Consider the following 17,514-nt stretch of genomic DNA (forward strand, 5'->3'; position numbering starts at 1 on the left):
TAGATTGGAGTCTCAACAAGGACAATGGATGTAGTTTTTTTACGAGGCAGGATGACAATGAACGAAAAATACGCCGCACTCAAAAGCAATGTGCGCATGCTGGGCCACTTACTCGGCAACACGATTCGCGATGCCCATGGCGAAGAGATATTCGAGAAAGTGGAGACCATTCGTAAATTATCCAAATCGGCTCAAGCTGGAAATCAAGGTGACAGAGACAGCTTAATTGAAGAAATCAAAAGCCTACCAGATGAGCAATTGACGCCAGTAACACGTGCGTTCAACCAATTTCTAAACCTGACGAATATCGCTGAGCAATACCATACGATTTCACGCCATTGTGATGAGCACATCTGCGAACCTGATGCGATTAACACGCTTTTCTCTAAATTGGAGCAAAGCGATGTCAGTAAACTAGATACTGCACAGGCCATTCGTGAATTAAATATCGAATTGGTACTCACCGCACACCCTACTGAAATCACCCGTCGCACTATGATCAACAAGCTAGTGAAGATCAACGAGTGTCTATCCAAGCTTGAACTTAGCGACCTATCATTAAAAGAGCGCAAGAAAACCGAACGTCGCCTAGAACAATTGATCGTTCAAAGTTGGCATTCCGATGTGATCCGCCAGCAACGCCCAACACCTCTTGATGAGGCTAAATGGGGCTTTGCCGTTGTTGAAAATTCACTATGGGAAGCCGTGCCTGATTTCCTTCGAGAAATGAATGATCGACTAAAATCTTACCTAGGCGAAGGCCTGCCTATTGATGCTCGCCCGGTGCATTTTTCCTCTTGGATGGGCGGTGACCGAGACGGTAACCCGTTCGTGACTCATAGCGTGACTCGTGAAGTACTACTTCTGTCTCGCTGGAAAGCTGCCGACTTGTATCTAAATGACATCAATGAGTTGATCAGCGAACTGTCAATGACGGTTTGTAATGACAAAGTCCGTGAACTTGCTGGGGACGATGAGCATGAACCATACCGTGCAATCCTAAAACAAGTACGCTCACTACTAAACGAAACCAAAGACATTCTCGACGCAAAAATTAACGGCCAAAAATTGGCAGTGAAAGCGCCGCTACAAAAAGTAGAGCAACTTTGGGAACCTCTTTATGCGTGTTACCAGTCCCTAACAGAATGTGGCATGAGCGTCATTGCGAATGGCTCACTATTAGACACATTACGCCGTGTCAAAGCGTTTGGTGTTCACCTTGTTCGCTTGGATATCCGTCAAGAAAGCACCCGCCACGCTGACGTCCTTTCTGAGCTAACTCGTTACCTAGGCATTGGTGATTACGAGCAGTGGAGTGAGCAAGATAAGATTGCTTTCTTAACCAACGAACTAGCATCTAAACGCCCGCTTCTGCCTCGCGACTGGGAACCATCAGAGCCTGTAAAAGAAGTATTAGATACCTGTAAGATCATCGCAGCACAACCACGTGATGCATTTGGTGCTTACGTTATCTCAATGGCGCGTACCGCGTCTGACGTACTGGCTGTGCATTTACTGTTGCAAGAAGCCGGCTGTCCTTACCGCATGGACGTGTGTCCATTGTTCGAAACGCTAGACGACTTAAACAATGCGGAAGCCGTCATCAAACAGCTAATGGGCATCGACCTATACCGTGGCTTTATCCAAAACCACCAGATGGTGATGATCGGTTACTCTGATTCAGCAAAAGATGCTGGTGTCATGTCGGCGGGTTGGGCCCAATACCATGCAATGGATTCACTGGTTAAGGTTGCTGAAGAAGAAGGGGTTGAGCTGACACTATTCCACGGCCGTGGTGGTACGATTGGTCGTGGTGGTGCGCCTGCTCATGCAGCACTGCTGTCTCAACCACCGAAGAGCTTGAAAGGTGGTTTGCGCGTCACAGAGCAAGGCGAAATGATTCGCTTTAAACTTGGTCTACCAGACGTTGCAGTAAACAGCTTCAACCTATATTCAAGTGCGATTCTGGAGGCAAACCTATTGCCACCACCAGAACCAAAACAAGAATGGCGCGACCTAATGGATGTGCTGTCGGAGGTCAGCTGTGAAGCCTACCGTAGCATCGTTCGTGGGGAGCCAGACTTCGTCCCTTACTTCCGTCAAGCAACACCGGAGTTGGAGCTAGGTAAACTGCCTCTAGGTTCTCGCCCTGCAAAACGTAACCCGAACGGCGGTGTAGAAAGTTTACGTGCCATTCCTTGGATCTTCTCTTGGAGTCAAAACCGTTTGGTACTGCCAGCGTGGCTCGGCGCGGGTGAGGCTATTCAGTACTCTGTAAACAAAGGCCATCAAGCACTGCTAGAAGAAATGTGCCGCGAATGGCCGTTCTTCTCGACTCGCCTCGGTATGCTTGAGATGGTTTACACCAAGTGCAACATGGATATCTCTCGCTACTATGATCAACGCCTCGTTGATGAGCAACTGCAACCATTGGGCGATCGTCTGCGCGATCAACTTCAACAAGACATTAAGTCCGTACTGAACGTAGAGAACAACGAGAACCTGATGCAAAGCGACCCGTGGGGCCTTGAATCGATTCGTTTGCGTAACATCTACGTTGAGCCTTTGAATATGCTTCAAGCCGAGCTTTTATACCGTACCCGTCAAACAGAAGAAGCTTCTGCTAACTTAGAAGAAGCGCTGATGGTAACGATCGCAGGTATCGCTGCAGGCATGCGTAATACCGGTTAATCTTGTTCAATCTGAGGGCTGAGCGGATGCTCCGCCCTCGCCTTACCGTACAATCATTTTCACTATGTACGACACTACCCTAGCTTAATGCTCCATTAAAAAAGCAAAAAAACCGCACCTAACAAAATAAATAACTACCACCGAGGGCTATTGAGTTTTTTATTAGTTTTTTGCCCGTTTTTTTTCCTACTATTCCACTTTATGCTTATTATTTATATACTACTCTTTCGCTGAGAGCAGATAATTCCAACCCAATAAGCTCCAGCGTGATGATGGCTCAACCATCATTCTAGGTGATAAACGGCTTTCAAGGTGACATTACCAACATTGTTTTATTACTAACATTGTTCGGTGCTACCTATACATATCAATGATTAAGTGCCAAAAAGAGCACTCAAGTATACGTAGTTTGTTTACAAGTTTATTGACCATTTGGATTGAAGACATGTCATTACCACACGTAATCTTAACCGTACTTAGCACTCGCGACGCAACCGGTTACGACATCACTAAAGAATTCTCAGCTAGCATCGGTTACTTCTGGAAAGCAAGCCACCAACAAGTTTATCGTGAACTTAATAAAATGGCGGAAAAAGCGCTGGTTACTTGCGTACTAGAACCTCAAGAAGGTAAACCTGATCGTAAGGTATATTCAATTACCGACGCTGGACGTAGTGCATTAGGTGAGTGGTTCGATCAACCGACGGCACATCCAACCGTTCGTGATGAATTTTCAGCAAAACTTATTGCTTGCGCAGTACAACCAGCAGCACCTTTCCGCGACCAACTGTCTGAACTCGTTGATGAATCGCGCAAATTGGTTTCTCACTACAAAGAAATCGAAGCCGCTTACTACGCAACCCCATCAACACTCGATAAACAAGCTCGCCTAGAGCGCCTGACTCTTCGTCGTAACCTGATGCTGCGTGAAGCATGGATCAATTGGGCTGAAGAAGTTTTAACTGAACTTGAAGTGATTGGTTAATTTACACCATTACTTAAATTGAAATGAAAAAGGCTTACCGATGGGTAAGCCTTTTCTTTTGTTTATCTTGGGGAATGGAAATTACGCACCTACCGCCACTTGTGGGCGCACACCTAACGTATGGCAAAGTGCGTAAGTCATCTCTGCGCGGTTGAGCGTATAGAAATGGAAGTCTTTCACACCCTCACGACTGAGTACACGCACCATATCAATCGCTTGACTAGCCCCAACCAGCTGACGTGTCACAGGATCATCATCCAATCCCTCGAATTGCTTACTCATCCAGCCTGGCACTTTCACGTTGTTCTGTGCGGCAAAGCGTGACGCTTGTTTAAAATTCGATACTGGCAAAATACCTGGGACAATTTCCACATCGATACCAGCCGCCACACAGCGGTCGCGGAAACGCAGGTAAGACTCGACATCAAAGAAAAACTGAGTGATCGCACGGTTGGCTCCTGCATCTACTTTACGCTTTAGGTTAAGCAAATCTGATTGCGCACTCTTCGCTTCTGGGTGTACTTCTGGGAACGCCGCCACAGAGATATCAAAATCATGGCGTGCTTTAAGCAATTCTACCAAGTCCGATGCGTACATATCTGGTGCGCCGCCACCTGGTGGGATATCACCACGCAGAGCAACGATATTTTTAATCCCGTTATTCCAGTAATCATCTGCAATGTTGATCAGTTCGTCACGAGTTGCATCGATGCAAGTTAAGTGTGGCGCAGCAACTAAACCGGTTTCTGCTTTGATTTCTTTGATGATGGAGTGCGTTCTATCTCGTTCACCAGAGTTTGCACCGTAGGTGACTGAAACGAACTTAGGGTTAAGCGTTTTTAGACGGTGTACTGAGTTCCATAGTGTCTCCTCCATCTTTTCGCTGCTTGGTGGAAAAAACTCAAATGAGACGTTGATATTGTCTGATAGTTCAGCGATATTTTGGTTTAAGGCGTCGATATGGCCTGCATGCGTGTATCCCATCTTACTCTCCCTGTGGTAACTCCACCACGAAATCAAAATTCCTTAAATCGACGTTTAGACGTCTATATGTCTCCAGGATGTATTGAATACGATTTAATGTCAACCTCGTGACTATGAATTTTTCTCAAGTTAACAATGAGAGCAGCTCAAGTTCCAATTCAACGGCTTTCTGAGCTTTCTTTTTACATTCATATCATGCACACCTAGCAATAAAAAACCTCGGCATCGAACCGAGGTTTTCATCACCGCTTACCGCTGTCTATTCAAAACACTATGTTTAGTACTGAACCGTTAAACAATACAGCTAGAAAAGCCCAGCTAAGCGGTTGAGATCGGATTGAATTGCACCCGCGGTGACATCTCGTCCCGCTCCTGGACCACGTATCACCAAAGGGTTGTCTTTATACCATTTACTTTCAATCGCGAAGATATTGTCACAGGGCAGAAGATTAGCCAACGCATGTTCACGAGACAGTGCTTCTACGCCAACCGTCGCTTTTCCATTACGCTCTAAACGAGCAACATAACGAAGTACTTGGTCATTCTTCTGCGCCTTATTCAGACGCTCTTGGAGAATCTCACTCAGCACGTCCCCTTGGTCAAAGAAAGTATCTAAGCTCAATTCACGTAGCGATTCTGGGACCAGTGACTCAACCTTGACGCTTTCAGGTTCAATGTCCAGCCCTGACTCTCGCGCTAAGATGACTAGCTTGCGCATCACATCCGAGCCATCTAAATCAGAACGAGGGTCTGGCTCTGTAAGACCTTGCTGCCATGCTAAGTCGACTAACTCGCTAAAAGGTACTGAACCATCAAACTGTTGGAACAACCATGACAAGGTACCAGAAAAAATACCCGATACTGCGACAATTTCATCCCCACTTTCACGTAAATCACGCACGGTATGATTGATTGGTAATCCGGCTCCAACCGTTGCGTTATAAAACCAGTGACGTCCAATCTTAGCAAAAGCATCTTGAACTTGATGGTAGTATTCACTGCTTGCAGAACCCGCAACCTTATTCGCAGAAATAAGATGAATGCCTTGTTGAGCAATGTCCACATAGCGCTCTGCAAGTGCTTTACTTGCTGTCACATCGAGCACTACGGCTTCATCATAATTTTGTAGAGCGCCCAGTTGGGTTAACCAACTGCCGTCATTTTCGGTGCTTTCTTCATCAAACCGCGACAACACTCTCTCAACATCAATCCCTTGATCATCAAACCAATAGGCTTGGCTATCAATCACCGCAACCAATTCGAAGTTCATCCCATGCCGTTTTTCCAACTCATTTTTTTGAACAGCAAAAAGTGATAACCAACTCGAACCTATGTTTCCTTTTCCACAAAGCGCAACAGCGACACGCTTTTGAGCTTGGAACAACTGATTATGAATGCTTGGTACTATGCTCTCCACTTCTGATCGGCGCAAGACCGCCACGAGACTCAAGCCTGATTCCGTTTCCGAGAAAAATTCCACCGGAGAGTGCTTTAATTGTTGGAAAAAACCAAAGCAGTGATGAGCATTTTTTGTCACACCTGCACCCACTGCAGCAAGAAGCGAATAGCCCTCTTTTAGTTTGATTTCCGCTTCAACCGCCAGGTCCTGTAAATACTCTAGTGCACCAGCTGCGATTTCAGCGGTATAAGCCAAACGCAGAACTTGCTTATCATCTTGCACTTCAAATGCGAGAGGTTCTAACTGCGCTCGTTTTAACGCCTGCAATACACCTTTTTGAGCACGTGAAAAATCATGCCCATGAAAGAACGACAGTTGAACTAAAAGTACGTCATCTAAAGAAGTAATGATTTTAGCACCACGACCCGAAGCTAATACGCGTTCAATACGAGTTGATCCCGATTCTGGCTGATAGCTACATTTGAGGTTCAAATCCATCGCACTCTGAGCCACGGGCTGAAGTGTTCTGCTATGAAGCACTGGCGCTGCCAAGCGCGCAAGCTCACTGGCTTCATCCAAACGTAACAATGGCAATAAACAAGCATCCGATACTAGTCGAGGATCCGCACTATAAACGCCAGCGACATCACTCCAGATAGTGACCGTGCTCACTCCAGCTAACGCTCCTATCACTGTCGCTGAGTAATCTGATCCATTGCGGCCAAGTAACACCGTTTCGCCCGCATAGTTTTGGGCCATAAAGCCTGTGATAATGACTCGTTTATGATTATGTTGCGCTAGTACTTCTTTAATTAACGGGTAAGAGCGGGCACGATCGACCTCTGGTTGTATCCCAGATTCTGCGCGTAAAAACAGCCGCGCATCTTGCGCAACAGCGGGTAAATCTTGCTGTGACAGCAATGCAGCCAGCAAGCGAGAAGACCACACTTCACCATGACCTAACACCGCTGCCTTTTGCGGCTCTGTTAACGGGGCAACCAATTCGGCTAGCGTACTGAATTCATCCTGTAACGAGGCGAGTAATTCACTCTTAATATCCCCCGTCAGAAGAGTCTCAACCAATTCGATTTGAAACTGTCGTAAGCTGTGCAAAGCTTCATGAGCAAGGCGACCATCTTTTTCTAAGCCATCCAAAAACTCTATTAATCGATTCGTCGTTTTTCCCGCAGCAGACACCACAACGAGATCATTTTCTGCTGAATATTCTCTAAGAATACTGGCCACACGTTGGTAACACTCGGAGTTCGCTAAGCTGCTGCCACCAAATTTATGCAGCTGACGTTGTACACTCATGATCGTTATACTCCCCGTTACTGTGCTGCTTTCGTGAATGCTTGTTCAAGATCAGAAATCAGATCTTGTGCATCTTCCAGACCAACAGATAAACGCAATAATTGTTGAGATACTCCAGCCTCTGCCAATGCAACGTCACCCATCGCACGATGCGTCATTGAAGCTGGGTGACAAATCAAGCTTTCTACACCACCTAACGACTCAGCAAGGGAGAACAGGTCAAGCTCTTTAACGAACACTTTTAATTGTTCAAATGACCCTGCAAACTCAAAGCTGAGCATCGAGCCGAAACCTGATTGTTGTTTCTTCGCAATATCATGACCCGGGTGTTCAGGCAAACTTGGGTGATAGATCTTGGCGACTAAGGATTGCGTTTGAAGATACGCTAACACTTCCTGAGAACTTTCTTCGTGAACTCGCATTCGTGCACCCAGAGTGCGAATTCCTCGCAGAGTCATGTAACTATCAAATGGTGTACCCGTTGCACCAATACAGTTACCCCACCATGCCAACTCTTCAGCGTGCTCTTCGCTCTTGGTGATCACCACACCGCCAATCACGTCAGAATGACCATTAATGTATTTAGTTGTTGAGTGGATAACAAAATCGGCACCTAGCTCTAAAGGCTTTTGATATACGGGTGTCAAAAAGGTATTGTCCACGGCCACTAACGCACCAACTTGTTTCGCTTTCTCACACACTGCCGCGATATCAACAACGCGAACTAGAGGGTTTGATGGCGTTTCTAGCAGGATGAGCTTTGGCTTTTTCGCCATCGCAGCATCCAGTGCTTGCTGATCGGATTGATCAACAAACTGAACCTTAAAGTCGCCTTTATTTGCTCGGGTGTTGAATAAACGGTAGGTGCCGCCGTAGCAATCGTGTGGTGCAACAATGAGATCGTTTGGACCAAGAAACGCCGAAACCCAAAGGTTTAACGCAGACGTTCCACAGTTGGTCACCACTGCACCTTTACCTGATTCAAGCTCATACAATGCTTTCTCTAACAAGCCTCGGTTTGGGTTACCTGAACGGGTGTAATCGTATTGAGGGACTTCACCAAATGCCGGGAAGCCATAGTTAGTTGAAAGGTAAATTGGTGGTACGACAGCGTGATATTGACTGTCTGATTCGATACCTGTGCGTACAGCAATGGTCGCAGGCTTACGGGTGCTCATGAGTGTATCCTTTCACGGGTGGTGACATCTAAACGGGAATGCGCTATATCTAACTCATATTGCTCAATTGATTAACACTCTTCCCTAACTATTAACGTCACTTTACTTGCCTAAAAACAAGACGTCAACACTTCTAGACGTCTATATGTCTTTGCTTATGGCGGTAAATGCAGCTAAAATCGCACCTACATTTAATTTTCCAACTTATTACATTAATGAAGGTGCGCAATGGCTGACTGGAATGGCGAATACATTAGCCCATATGCTGAGCACGGTAAAAAAAGCGAACAAGTAAAAAAGATTACCGTCTCTATCCCGCTAAAAGTTTTAAAAGTACTGACTGATGAGCGAACTCGCCGCCAGATCAATAACTTACGCCATGCAACTAACAGTGAACTTCTGTGTGAAGCATTTCTACATGCTTACACAGGTCAACCACTGCCAACGGATGAAGACCTTCGTAAAGACCGCCCTGATGATATTCCGGCTGAAGCAAAAGCGCTGATGACTGCAATGGGCATTGAATTCGAAGCGTTTGACGAAGAATAATTGCTTACAAATTCGTCATCGTTTGGAAGTAACGCCGGGGGGGTGCTTCAACAAAACCAAAAAGGGACGCCAATGCGTCCCTTTTTTTATCTAGATCATCACTCTGCGATTTATTCAGCCATGTAGTTTTCTGGCATTTCAATACGAGCAACACCTGAATTGACTGCCGCTTTAGCAACCGCTTTCGCCACTCGTGGCAATAGACGTGGATCCATTGGTTTTGGAATGATGTAGTCGTTGCCAAATTCGAGCTTATCAACACCTGCGGCTTTTAATACCGCTTCTGGCACTGGTTCTTTCGCCAACTCTCGAATTGCATCCACCGCCGCTAACTTCATTTCATCGTTAATCTCACTCGCACGTACATCCAAAGCACCTCGGAAGATGAATGGGAAACACAGTACGTTGTTTACTTGGTTCGGGTAATCACTACGGCCAGTCCCCATGATCAAGTCATCACGCACTTCATGAGCGATCTCTGGTTTGATTTCAGGATCAGGGTTCGAGCAAGCGAATACGACTGGCTTATCGGCCATCAGTTTCAACGCTTCTGCTGGTAGTAAGTTTGGACCCGATACCCCTAAAAATAGATCCGCCCCATCAATAACATCTTCAAGCGTGCGTTTATCCGTGTTATTCGCGAATAGCTGTTTGTATTCATTCAAATCGTCGCGACGCGTATGGATCACCCCTTTGCGATCCAACATGTAGATTTTTTCACGCATGGCACCACATTTGATCAACAGCTCCATGCATGCCACAGCTGCCGCACCAGCACCAAGGCACACAATCGTGGCTTCTTCTAGCTTTTTACCCTGCAGTTCAATCGCATTTAACATACCCGCAGCGGTAACAATTGCCGTACCGTGTTGGTCATCGTGGAATACCGGTACGTCACAACGTTCAATAAGACGCTTTTCAATCTCAAAACAATCTGGAGCCTTGATATCTTCAAGGTTGATACCACCGAAAGTGTCAGCAATGTTTGCTACTGTGTCGACAAATTCGTCGATCGTACGGTGCTTTACTTCGATATCAATTGAATCTAGACCAGCAAAACGTTTAAACAGCAGCGCTTTACCTTCCATTACTGGTTTAGAAGCCAGAGGGCCAAGATTACCCAAACCAAGAATCGCCGTACCGTTGGAAATAACAGCAACCATGTTACCTTTCGCTGTGTATTTGTACACATTGTCAGCATTCTGCGCGATTTCACGTACAGGTTCCGCGACACCAGGACTGTATGCAAGCGCAAGATCGTTAGCGGTTTCCGCTGGTTTAGTCAGCTCTACAGCAATTTTTCCTGGCGTTGGGTAGGCATGGTAATCCAATGCTTGTTGGCGACGTTCTTCTTCTGGGGTGAGTTCTTGGCGATGCTCTTCAGACATGTATCTGTTTCTCTTTTGTTATTGTTTCGGTAAGGGGGAGTAAATATTAATGTATAGAAATCAATCTTCATAGGCAAGATTGCGACCTATATCTTTAAAAAAGAGCAAACTAGTAGAGATAAGACCAGATACTTAGAAGTGACACCTGATTAATAAAACAGGTGTCATTTGGGGATTTAATGAATCAAAAGTAAAGCGCCACTACTCTTCATCAACATACTGCGCTTGGAGGTAATTTTCGATGCCAGACATCTCGATAAGGCCAAGCTGAGTTTCTAACCAATCAACATGCTCTTCTTCATCTTCAAGAATATCTTGGAACAAATCTCGAGAAACATAATCACGAATATCTTCCGCATAAGCGATCGCATCTTTTAAATCGGGGATAGCCGCCATTTCTAACTTCAAGTCACACTCAAGCATCTCTGGAGTGTCTTCACCTATCATCAGCTTGCCAAGATCTTGAAGGTTAGGAAGCCCCTCCAGAAATAGAATGCGTTCAATTAAATGATCGGCATGCTTCATTTCATCGATAGACTCGTGGTATTCCTTTTCAGCTAGGTGTTTCAACCCCCAATCTTTATACATGCGGGCGTGAAGAAAATATTGGTTTATTGCGATGAGCTCATTACCGAGCACTTTATTGAGATGTTGAATTATGATTGGATCGCCTTTCATGACAAAGCCCTCCTCTTTGGCTTCATATAACTGTAGAAGCAAATGAGAAGGTGTCAAAAATGAAGCGTGTCATTAGCTAACTTGTTTCAGCACTAGATATTCTGTTTCTGCTAAAATTTCTTTCGCTTGTTTAATGCACTTACCGCATTGACTTCCTAAAGCAGTGCATCTTTTAATTCCTCGAATGTCCGTTATGCCCTCATCTATCGCCAACTTCCTAATTTTCTTGTCAGATACACCATGACAAAGACAAACGTACATATTCAAAACCCCTAAATTCTACCTTGGAATGAAATATAAACAATAATCGTTCTTGTTACCAGTTGTATTAATAGGGGTTACAGAACGTTTTGTTATATCAATTTTGAGCGTTTAATGAACTTTCAATGACTTAGCAGGTAATGTAAAAAAAGAGGAAAGGCAGTAAAACTAAGGGGATGTTTTCAATAGCAAAAAACATCACAAGAAAAAAATGGCTTATAACCATATTAAGAATAGGAATAGTAGGTACAAAAAAGGGAAGCCTTAGCTTCCCTTTTTCTAGCGCTTTCTTCAAAAAGAAGAAGAGTGCAAGAGTTCGTTTAATTCGTTAAGAATTAAGCGAAGATCTTAGCAACAACACCAGCACCTACTGTACGGCCACCTTCACGGATAGCGAAACGTAGGCCTTCATCCATTGCGATTGGAGCGATTAGCTCAACGATCATTTGGATGTTGTCGCCAGGCATTACCATTTCTACGCCTTCTGGTAGAGAGATATCACCAGTTACGTCAGTTGTACGGAAGTAGAACTGTGGACGGTAGCCTTTGAAGAATGGAGTGTGACGACCACCTTCATCTTTAGAAAGTACGTATACTTCTGACTCGAACTTAGTGTGTGGAGTGATTGAACCAGGCTTAGCTAGTACTTGACCACGTTCAACGTCATCACGCTTAGTACCACGTAGAAGTGCACCAACGTTCTCACCAGCACGACCTTCGTCTAGAAGCTTACGGAACATTTCAACACCAGTACATGTAGTTGTAGTAGTGTCTTTGATACCAACGATAGCAACTTCGTCACCTACGTTTAGGATACCGCGCTCGATACGACCAGTAACTACTGTACCACGACCTTGGATAGAGAATACGTCTTCGATAGGCATTAGGAATGGCATATCTACTGCACGCTCTGGCTCAGGGATGTATGTATCTAGAGCTTCTGCTAGTTCAACGATTTTCGCTTCCCACTGCTCTTCGCCGTTTAGTGCGCCTAGTGCAGAACCTTGGATAACTGGTAGGTCATCACCTGGGAAATCGTACTCAGATAGAAGTTCACGAACTTCCATTTCTACTAGTTCTAGTAGCTCTTCATCGTCAACCATGTCACATTTGTTCATGAATACGATGATGTAAGGGATACCAACCTGACGGCCTAGTAGGATGTGCTCACGAGTTTGTGGCATTGGGCCATCTGTTGCAGCAACAACTAGGATACCACCGTCCATCTGTGCAGCACCAGTGATCATGTTTTTAACATAATCCGCGTGTCCTGGACAGTCTACGTGTGCGTAGTGGCGAGTTGGAGTGTCGTACTCTACGTGAGAAGTAGAGATTGTGATACCGCGCTCACGCTCTTCTGGAGCGTTATCGATAGATGCGAAGTCACGAGCAGCACCGCCGTATACTTTTGCAAGTGTAGTACAGATAGCTGCAGTTAGAGTTGTTTTACCGTGGTCAACGTGGCCGATAGTACCAACGTTTACGTGCGGTTTTACGCGTTCAAATTTTTCTTTAGACACAATCGTGTTCCTTCCTAGTTATGATTCGCTGGGATCATTATTGATCTCAACGCGCCAGAAATTGTTATTTTATGCGCCAACGCTCGTTAGCGCAATATTTGGACGGCCTGATCACGCAAAAAGTCTTAAACTTTTTGTGGATCAAACGTCAAATTAGTAACCACGTTCAGCCATGATTGCTTCAGCAAATGTCTTAGGCACTTCAGCATACTCATGGAACTCCATAGAGTAAGACGCGCGGCCTTGAGTTGCTGAACGTAGGTCGGTTGCGTAACCAAACATTTCAGAAAGAGGTACTTGAGCACGGATGATCTTAAGACCTGCCACACCCTCGTCCATACCTTCGATCATGCCGCGGCGACGGTTAAGGTCACCAACAACATCACCCATCCAATCTTCTGGAGTGGTTACTTCAACTTTCATCATTGGTTCAAGAATCACTGGGTTTGCTTCAAGAGCACCTTTTCTAAAGGCCATTGAACCAGCAATCTTAAATGCCATTTCGCTTGAATCAACATCGTGGTAAGAACCATCGAACAACGTTGCTTTAATATCTAGTACTGGGTAACCCGCTAGAACACCGCTATTCATTTGCTCTTCGATACCTTTCGCTACCGAGCTAATGTACTCTTTAGGAACCGCACCACCCACGATCTCGTCAACAAAGACAAAACCTTCACCCAGTTCAGAAGGCTCAAGTTTGATCCATACGTGACCGTACTGACCGCGACCGCCAGATTGGCGAACGAACTTGCCTTCTACTTCCGCTGTACCACGGATGGTTTCACGGTAAGCAACTTGAGGTTTACCAACGTTACAATCAACGCTGAATTCACGCTTCATACGGTCAACGATGATATCTAGGTGAAGTTCACCCATACCAGAGATCAGTGTTTGACCTGTTTCGTCATCCGTTTCCACGCGGAAAGATGGATCTTCTGCTGCTAGTTTACCTAGAGCAACGCCCATCTTATCTTGATCAGCCTTTGAGCGAGGTTCTACTGCGATCTGAATAACTGGTTCAGGGAATTCCATGCGCTCTAGAATCACTTTGTGGTTCTGGTCACATAGAGTGTCACCTGTTGTTACGTCTTTCAGACCGATTGCAGCGGCAATATCACCCGCACGGATTTCTTTCACCTCATCACGCTTGTTAGCATGCATTTGAACAATACGGCCAAAGCGCTCACGCTTCTCTTTTACAGAGTTATAAACAGAGTCACCTGTGTTTACAACACCAGAGTAAACGCGCATGAAAGTCAGTGTGCCTACGAACGGGTCAGTTGCAATCTTAAACGCTAGCGCAGAAAACGGTTCGTTGTCGTCGGCATGACGCTCAACTTCATTTTCATTTTCGTCGATACCTTTAATTGCAGGTACATCAACAGGTGATGGTAAGTATTCGATTACAGCGTCTAGTACTGCTTGTACACCTTTGTTCTTAAACGCACTACCACAAGTAGCCAGTACGATTTCGTTATTTAGTGTACGAGCACGCAGAGCTTGTTTGATTTCAACCTCTGTTAGCTCACCTTCTTCAAGGTACTTATCCATTAGCTCTTCGCTAGCTTCTGCTGCCGCTTCAACTAGGTTGTTGCGCCATTCATCAGCAAGTTCTTGCATGTCAGCTGGAATGTCTTCGTAAGTGAAAGACATGCCTTGATCGGCTTCGTTCCAGTTGATCATTTTCATCTTGATAAGGTCAATAACACCTTGGAATTCTTCTTCTGCACCAACATTAAGTTGGATTGGAACAGGATTCGCACCAAGACGGTTTTTAATTTGGTCTACAACGCGTAGGAAGTCTGCACCAGTGCGGTCCATCTTGTTTACAAATACGATGCGTGGAACATGGTATTTGTCAGCTTGACGCCATACTGTTTCAGACTGAGGTTCAACACCTGATGAGCCACAGAACACAACAACTGCGCCATCAAGTACACGAAGAGAACGTTCTACTTCGATCGTGAAGTCAACGTGTCCAGGAGTATCAATGATGTTTACGCGGTGATCTTGGAATTGGGCTTCCATACCACGCCAGAAAGTCGTTGTTGCTGCAGAAGTGATTGTGATACCACGTTCTTGCTCTTGTTCCATCCAGTCCATGGTTGCAGCACCATCGTGAACTTCACCGATTTTGTGAGAAAGACCAGTGTAGAACAGAATACGTTCAGTGGTAGTTGTTTTACCTGCATCAACGTGAGCACAGATACCGATATTACGGTAGCGCTCAATAGGAGTTTTGCGAGCCACGGTTGAATCCTCTTATACTTAGAGACTTAGGGACTATTGCTATGTCGAGAAAGCGATCCCCTAGATATAGCAATAGTTCCTAGCATGCGCATAGGAACTAAAGAAGTGCTGCAAGGAACCTTGCAGCACTGAAAAGGTATTACCAACGGTAATGTGCGAACGCTTTGTTTGCGTCAGCCATGCGGTGAACGTCTTCACGTTTCTTAACCGCAGTACCTTTGTTCTCAGACGCGTCTAGCATTTCAGCAGCTAGGCGTTGAGCCATAGATTTTTCACCACGCTTACGCGCAGCTTCAACCAACCAACGCATAGCAAGTGCGTTACGGCGAACCGGACGTACTTCTACTGGTACTTGGTAAGTTGAACCACCTACACGGCGAGATTTAACTTCTACCGCTGGGCGAACATTTTCAAGAGCTTCTTCAAATACAGCTAAGTGATCTTTACCAGATTTCTCAGCCATAGTGTCTAGTGCAGTGTAAACGATTTTTTCTGCAGTAGATTTTTTACCGTCAACCATAAGGATGTTAACGAATTTTGCCAGCAGTTCAGATTTGAACTTTGGATCTGGAAGGATCTTACGCTGACCAATGACGCGACGACGTGGCATGGAATTTCTCCGTTGTCTTATTCTTCAGGTTATCCAAAACTTTGCAGTTTCTTCAAAAAATTAAAATTTAATTTTAGTGTTTGGCCTTACTTAACGCTTCTTTACAGAAAGAAGGGCATTAAGACTTAGGACGCTTCACACCGTACTTAGAACGACCTTGTTTACGGTCGTTAACGCCAGCACAGTCAAGTGCACCGCGAACAGTGTGGTAACGTACACCCGGAAGGTCTTTTACACGACCGCCACGGATTAGTACAACACTGTGCTCTTGAAGGTTGTGACCTTCACCGCCGATGTACGATGTAACTTCGAAGCCGTTTGTCAGACGTACACGACAAACTTTACGAAGTGCTGAGTTAGGTTTTTTAGGTGTAGTAGTGTAAACACGAGTACATACACCACGTTTTTGTGGGCACGCTTCTAGTGCAGGCACGTTGCTTTTAACAACTTGCTTTGCACGAGGCTTACGTACCAACTGGTTAATAGTTGCCATTAACTAGCTCCTGATTTACTTGAAAGTAAGCTTTGTGAAAAATCTATCCCTAACAACTCTTGGCAGTTAGGGACGCAAAATTCTATGCAGCAGTGAGAGGTGTGTCAAGAAATATACGGATCTTTTTTGTTCAATTAAGACAATTCGTCCGTAAACCTCATTAGACAAGAAAAAAGGGTCAATCCCAAGTTAAGGATTTGGCTTGTTTTACGGTTAATTCAACAAAGCCTGAGTAGTTCACAACCTCAATCGATGGGCTGATTCGATTACTCATGCCTCTTGCTTCAACATCACTTTGTAAAGCATAGACCAGGGGTCCTTTTACTAAAGTGAATGCTTGATGTTGAGGATTTGCCGCATAGATGGCATCTTCAACTAACAGCACGGCATCTTGTTCGCTGTAAAACGCCGTGGCGTCGTTTAATGCTGTTACGGATTTGATGATGTGTAACATGGCTTCCTCAAAATGACAGCAATTTACCTGCTTGTTGCAATTTAGCTTTGAGTTGGTCAGTACTTAATGCTTCAGCTGCGATAACCAAATCGGCTTGAGCCAAACCTCGCTCTGAAAGTGAATCCGAACAAACGAAGACTTGCTCAATATCGTACAAATCAAACAACTTAAGCATAGGCGCATAGTCTTTACTCAATATGCCACTCGGTTCCTGACCTAGCAGTAATTGATAAACACCATCCCCAACAAATAATACCGTAATGTCTTCACAGTACGCAGATGCGGCTAACAGGGCATCAACCCCTTCTCGTCCTGCGCTATTGCCATGGGGGGCACTACGAAATAGATAAGTTAACTGACTCAAAACTGCACCACTCTATCTTGGGTAAGCATCGCCTCAGCCAAACTGCCTAATCCCGCTTGTTCAAAACCATGAGCTAAGTTGTTTTGAGTAAGGCCATGTTGGTTTGCTTCACTCTCACCAATAATGCCTCGACGAAGCGCTGCTGCCACACAAGTTTCAAGACGAATATTATGCTGTTGAGCCAATGTCTGCCATGCTTTAGTGAGATCAAATTCGTCGTTTGCTGGTACACTCAATGCCGTACCATTGGTGACGCCATCTTGATAAAAGAACACACTGACCAGAGTGTGCCCTTGTTCAATGACCGCCTGTGCGAATTGATAGGCACTGCGTGCGGATTGACGCCCATACACAGGGCCATTAACGACCAACGTGTAAGTTAATTTACTCACG

The 17,514-nt window shown here is 45.2% G+C and carries 16 protein-coding genes; 3 read left to right on the top strand and 13 right to left on the bottom strand.

The genetic code is table 11. The features are described from left to right. Positions 1-57 precede the first annotated feature (57 nt). A complete protein-coding gene (ppc, locus tag VA249_RS13020) occupies positions 58-2,691 on the top strand; it encodes a phosphoenolpyruvate carboxylase (RefSeq protein ID WP_128812228.1) in 2,634 nt (877 codons plus the stop codon). Positions 2,692-3,136: 445 nt separating this feature from the next. After that, positions 3,137-3,676 (top strand): PadR family transcriptional regulator, encoded by a 540-nt coding sequence (locus VA249_RS13025; RefSeq protein WP_128810007.1) that lies wholly within the window; start codon positions 3,137-3,139, stop codon positions 3,674-3,676. Between the two features lie 81 nt (positions 3,677-3,757). Here VA249_RS13025 and metF read toward each other — a convergent pair whose 3' ends face one another. The 3 genes from metF to VA249_RS13040 form a co-directional block, all read right to left on the bottom strand. Further along, positions 3,758-4,660 carry a methylenetetrahydrofolate reductase gene (metF, locus tag VA249_RS13030; protein ID WP_221068228.1) on the bottom strand — a complete coding sequence of 301 codons (903 nt, stop codon included), beginning with the start codon at positions 4,658-4,660 and terminating at the stop codon, positions 3,758-3,760. Between the two features lie 304 nt (positions 4,661-4,964). After that, entirely contained in the window at positions 4,965-7,373 is a 2,409-nt protein-coding gene (locus VA249_RS13035; RefSeq protein ID WP_221068229.1) for a bifunctional aspartate kinase/homoserine dehydrogenase II, read from the bottom strand. A gap of 17 nt (positions 7,374-7,390) precedes the next feature. Continuing rightward, positions 7,391-8,551, bottom strand: coding sequence for an O-succinylhomoserine (thiol)-lyase (locus VA249_RS13040; RefSeq protein ID WP_221068230.1), 1,161 nt, complete (start codon positions 8,549-8,551; stop codon positions 7,391-7,393). Positions 8,552-8,779: 228 nt separating this feature from the next. On the opposite strand from VA249_RS13040, the gene metJ reads away from it, so the two are divergent. Beyond that, a complete protein-coding gene (gene metJ, locus VA249_RS13045; RefSeq protein ID WP_128810003.1) occupies positions 8,780-9,100 on the top strand; it encodes a met regulon transcriptional regulator MetJ in 321 nt (106 codons plus the stop codon). Between the two features lie 110 nt (positions 9,101-9,210). On the opposite strand, the gene VA249_RS13050 is transcribed toward metJ, so the two are convergent. The 10 genes from VA249_RS13050 to tusD form a co-directional block, all read right to left on the bottom strand. Beyond that, on the bottom strand, positions 9,211-10,488 hold the full coding sequence (locus VA249_RS13050; protein ID WP_211915845.1) for a malic enzyme-like NAD(P)-binding protein: 1,278 nt from the start codon (positions 10,486-10,488) through the stop codon (positions 9,211-9,213). A gap of 201 nt (positions 10,489-10,689) precedes the next feature. Then, a complete protein-coding gene (gene bfr, locus VA249_RS13055; RefSeq protein ID WP_128810001.1) occupies positions 10,690-11,166 on the bottom strand; it encodes a bacterioferritin in 477 nt (158 codons plus the stop codon). A 72-nt stretch (positions 11,167-11,238) separates the two neighbouring features. Continuing rightward, entirely contained in the window at positions 11,239-11,427 is a 189-nt protein-coding gene (locus VA249_RS13060; protein WP_211915844.1) for a (2Fe-2S)-binding protein, read from the bottom strand. Between the two features lie 335 nt (positions 11,428-11,762). Next, entirely contained in the window at positions 11,763-12,947 is a 1,185-nt protein-coding gene (gene tuf, locus VA249_RS13065; RefSeq protein WP_221068231.1) for an elongation factor Tu, read from the bottom strand. Between the two features lie 153 nt (positions 12,948-13,100). Further along, positions 13,101-15,200 carry an elongation factor G gene (gene fusA / locus VA249_RS13070; protein ID WP_211915843.1) on the bottom strand — a complete coding sequence of 700 codons (2,100 nt, stop codon included), beginning with the start codon at positions 15,198-15,200 and terminating at the stop codon, positions 13,101-13,103. Between the two features lie 139 nt (positions 15,201-15,339). After that, positions 15,340-15,810 (bottom strand): 30S ribosomal protein S7, encoded by a 471-nt coding sequence (rpsG, locus tag VA249_RS13075; protein ID WP_045957025.1) that lies wholly within the window; start codon positions 15,808-15,810, stop codon positions 15,340-15,342. Positions 15,811-15,928: 118 nt separating this feature from the next. Then, positions 15,929-16,303: a 30S ribosomal protein S12 gene (gene rpsL / locus VA249_RS13080; protein WP_004399892.1), complete on the bottom strand. Its 375-nt coding sequence runs from the start codon at positions 16,301-16,303 to the stop codon at positions 15,929-15,931. A 178-nt stretch (positions 16,304-16,481) separates the two neighbouring features. Then, on the bottom strand, positions 16,482-16,757 hold the full coding sequence (tusB, locus tag VA249_RS13085) for a sulfurtransferase complex subunit TusB (protein ID WP_221068232.1): 276 nt from the start codon (positions 16,755-16,757) through the stop codon (positions 16,482-16,484). Positions 16,758-16,764: 7 nt separating this feature from the next. After that, positions 16,765-17,121, bottom strand: a complete 357-nt coding sequence (gene tusC, locus VA249_RS13090; protein WP_128809997.1) for a sulfurtransferase complex subunit TusC — start codon at positions 17,119-17,121, stop codon at positions 16,765-16,767. Continuing rightward, a complete protein-coding gene (tusD, locus tag VA249_RS13095) occupies positions 17,118-17,513 on the bottom strand; it encodes a sulfurtransferase complex subunit TusD (protein WP_221068233.1) in 396 nt (131 codons plus the stop codon). Before tusD ends, tusC begins: the two co-directional genes overlap by 4 nt. Position 17,514 lies beyond the last annotated feature (1 nt).

Origin of the sequence: Vibrio alfacsensis (assembly GCF_019670485.1) — a bacterium.
In the GTDB taxonomy this organism is placed as follows: domain Bacteria; phylum Pseudomonadota; class Gammaproteobacteria; order Enterobacterales; family Vibrionaceae; genus Vibrio; species Vibrio alfacsensis.

What these genes read in the sequence shown, in the direction of transcription:
- rpsG (WP_045957025.1), bottom strand. Translation starts at nt 15,810, where the DNA reads ATGCCACGTCGTCGCGTCATTGGTCAGCGTAAGATCCTTCCAGATCCA.
- VA249_RS13035 (WP_221068229.1), bottom strand. Translation starts at nt 7,373, where the DNA reads ATGAGTGTACAACGTCAGCTGCATAAATTTGGTGGCAGCAGCTTAGCG.
- bfr (WP_128810001.1), bottom strand. Translation starts at nt 11,166, where the DNA reads ATGAAAGGCGATCCAATCATAATTCAACATCTCAATAAAGTGCTCGGT.
- VA249_RS13060 (WP_211915844.1), bottom strand. Translation starts at nt 11,427, where the DNA reads ATGTACGTTTGTCTTTGTCATGGTGTATCTGACAAGAAAATTAGGAAG.
- VA249_RS13050 (WP_211915845.1), bottom strand. Translation starts at nt 10,488, where the DNA reads ATGTCTGAAGAGCATCGCCAAGAACTCACCCCAGAAGAAGAACGTCGC.
- ppc (WP_128812228.1), top strand. Translation starts at nt 58, where the DNA reads ATGAACGAAAAATACGCCGCACTCAAAAGCAATGTGCGCATGCTGGGC.
- tusB (WP_221068232.1), bottom strand. Translation starts at nt 16,757, where the DNA reads ATGTTACACATCATCAAATCCGTAACAGCATTAAACGACGCCACGGCG.
- metJ (WP_128810003.1), top strand. Translation starts at nt 8,780, where the DNA reads ATGGCTGACTGGAATGGCGAATACATTAGCCCATATGCTGAGCACGGT.
- metF (WP_221068228.1), bottom strand. Translation starts at nt 4,660, where the DNA reads ATGGGATACACGCATGCAGGCCATATCGACGCCTTAAACCAAAATATC.
- VA249_RS13025 (WP_128810007.1), top strand. Translation starts at nt 3,137, where the DNA reads ATGTCATTACCACACGTAATCTTAACCGTACTTAGCACTCGCGACGCA.
- rpsL (WP_004399892.1), bottom strand. Translation starts at nt 16,303, where the DNA reads ATGGCAACTATTAACCAGTTGGTACGTAAGCCTCGTGCAAAGCAAGTT.
- VA249_RS13040 (WP_221068230.1), bottom strand. Translation starts at nt 8,551, where the DNA reads ATGAGCACCCGTAAGCCTGCGACCATTGCTGTACGCACAGGTATCGAA.